Origin of the sequence: Elstera litoralis, assembly GCF_000963705.1 — a bacterium.
In the GTDB taxonomy this organism is placed as follows: domain Bacteria; phylum Pseudomonadota; class Alphaproteobacteria; order Elsterales; family Elsteraceae; genus Elstera; species Elstera litoralis.
In genome coordinates, this window is the sequence record NZ_LAJY01000512.1 from 1 (window position 1) to 1,734 (window position 1,734).

Consider the following 1,734-nt stretch of genomic DNA (forward strand, 5'->3'; position numbering starts at 1 on the left):
CGTTTCCGTCGCAGGCGGCGGCGATACGGTGGCGGCGCTCGCCGCGGCGGGGGTGGTGGATAAATTCACTTATATTTCGACCGCAGGCGGGGCTTTCCTGGAATGGCTGGAAGGCAAGAGTCTGCCGGGCGTCGCCGCGCTGGAAATTTAACCCTTCGGGGGCGGGGCTTCGGCCCCGTCTTCTAAAAACTCTCAAAACAAAAACCCCGGCGCTTTCGCACCGGGGTTTTTATGTCTCTCAAACCGACCGATTAGTTCAGGCGGTTCGGCAGATCGGCAATCGCTTGATCGACCAACCGCGCCGCTGCGTCGCCGGTGGCATTCGCCGCCAACAAGGCCCCGGTTGCCTGAATGGCAATGCGGATGGTCTCATTCTTCACGTCGGCCAAGGCCGAGGCCTCGGCTTGGGCGATCTTGTCGAGCGCGGCCTTTTTGGCGGCGTGCGAGCGTTGCTTCCAACTCGGCCTGAAGTTCGACCTTCAGGCGCTCGGCGGCAGCATGGGCATCCGCCGTGAGTTGCGCCGCGTCCGCCTTTGCCTTATCGGCTTGAGCCTTCGCCTCGACCAGAAGCGTTTCGGCTTCTTTGCGGAGGGCGGAAGCCTCATCGATCTGGCGTTTGACCGTTTCGGCGTGGCTGTCGAGAATGCCGCTCAGCGCCGTCCACAGCTTCTTGCCCGCAAAGGCAACGAAGACGACAAAGCCAATCGCAACCCAGTTTTCCGGATTCTCAAGGAACCCACCGTGAGGTTCGGTAGCCATCAGGCGCGCCCTCCTTGAGCCGTGGCGGCGACCGCCGCCTGCGCGTCGGCCTCGCTCACCGACACATTCAGCAGCTTGGAAGCCGCCGCTTGGGCAACCTCGGCGGCAACCGAACGGACATTGGCGAGCGCCGCCGATTTCGCGGCATTAATCCGAGCTTCCGCCGACGCCGTCTCCGCCGTCAGTTTCTGCACCAGCTCGCTTTCGCGCTGCTTGGCTTCCGTCGAAACAGACTCCTGCACCGCTTTCAGCGTCGCCGCCGCCGAGGCTTTCGCATCGGTCAATTGTTTCTGCACAGCGGCCTGAAGCTCTTCAGCGCTCGCCCGGGCTGCCTTGGCAGCGGCGATGTCACCGTCGATGCGGCTGCTGCGGGCGTCCAGAATACGGCTTAACCGGGGCAGCGCCACTTTCGCCATCAGCACAAGCAGAAGGCCAAAAGTAATTGCCAGCCAGAAAAGCTGCATCGAGAAAACGCCGGGGTTCAGTTGTGGCATGGGAGTCCCCGAAGTTGGGTGCCCGATTCCGGGAACCCGAAGGGCGCCCCTCCCCTAAGGGAAGCGCGCCCAGGATGCACGGATAAGGCTTACGAGAACAGGATCAGGAAAGCGATCAGCAGCGCGAAGAGCGCCACGGCTTCCGTCAGTGCGAAGCCAAGGATACCAACGCTACGCAGGTTGGATTCGACGGCCGGGTTGCGGGCGATCGAAGCAATCAGCGTCGAGAAGATGTTGCCAAGGCCGATGCCGACGCCAAAAAGGGCGATAACGGCGAGACCGGCACCGATGAACTTGGCGGCTTGAGCGTCCATGTTAGGATCCTTCGCGGTAACTAAGTGGTGGTGTTGGAAACAGTCTCAGAAGTTGGCCGGGCTTAGTGAAGCTCGATCGCGTCCTTGAGATAGAGGCAGGTCAGAATGCTGAAGACATAGGCTTGCAGCAGCGCGACCAGAATTTCAAAGCCGGTGAGGGCCACGAT

The 1,734-nt window shown here is 61.6% G+C and carries 6 protein-coding genes; 1 reads left to right on the top strand and 5 read right to left on the bottom strand.

All coding sequences use genetic code 11. The annotated features are described in order from the left end of the window. On the top strand, positions 1-151 hold a 151-nt coding region (pgk, locus tag VZ95_RS23225; RefSeq protein WP_084627867.1), incomplete at its 5' end, for a phosphoglycerate kinase. Positions 152-251: 100 nt separating this feature from the next. Here the strand turns inward: pgk and VZ95_RS24365 are convergent. From VZ95_RS24365 to VZ95_RS23230, 5 genes are all read right to left on the bottom strand, one after another. Beyond that, the gene (locus VZ95_RS24365) at positions 252-389 is read right to left on the bottom strand and encodes a hypothetical protein (protein ID WP_156995357.1); all 138 of its coding nucleotides are present in this window, start codon (positions 387-389) and stop codon (positions 252-254) included. Further along, on the bottom strand, positions 370-759 hold the full coding sequence (locus tag VZ95_RS16620) for a F0F1 ATP synthase subunit B family protein (RefSeq protein ID WP_052711872.1): 390 nt from the start codon (positions 757-759) through the stop codon (positions 370-372). Before VZ95_RS16620 ends, VZ95_RS24365 begins: the two co-directional genes overlap by 20 nt. Then, a complete protein-coding gene (locus tag VZ95_RS16625; RefSeq protein ID WP_052711873.1) occupies positions 759-1,253 on the bottom strand; it encodes a F0F1 ATP synthase subunit B family protein in 495 nt (164 codons plus the stop codon). Before VZ95_RS16625 ends, VZ95_RS16620 begins: the two co-directional genes overlap by 1 nt. A gap of 89 nt (positions 1,254-1,342) precedes the next feature. Next, positions 1,343-1,567: an ATP synthase subunit C family protein gene (locus tag VZ95_RS16630; protein WP_045776850.1), complete on the bottom strand. Its 225-nt coding sequence runs from the start codon at positions 1,565-1,567 to the stop codon at positions 1,343-1,345. A 62-nt stretch (positions 1,568-1,629) separates the two neighbouring features. Further along, positions 1,630-1,734: F0F1 ATP synthase subunit A (locus VZ95_RS23230; protein ID WP_332308117.1), on the bottom strand; the 105-nt coding region annotated here is incomplete at its 5' end.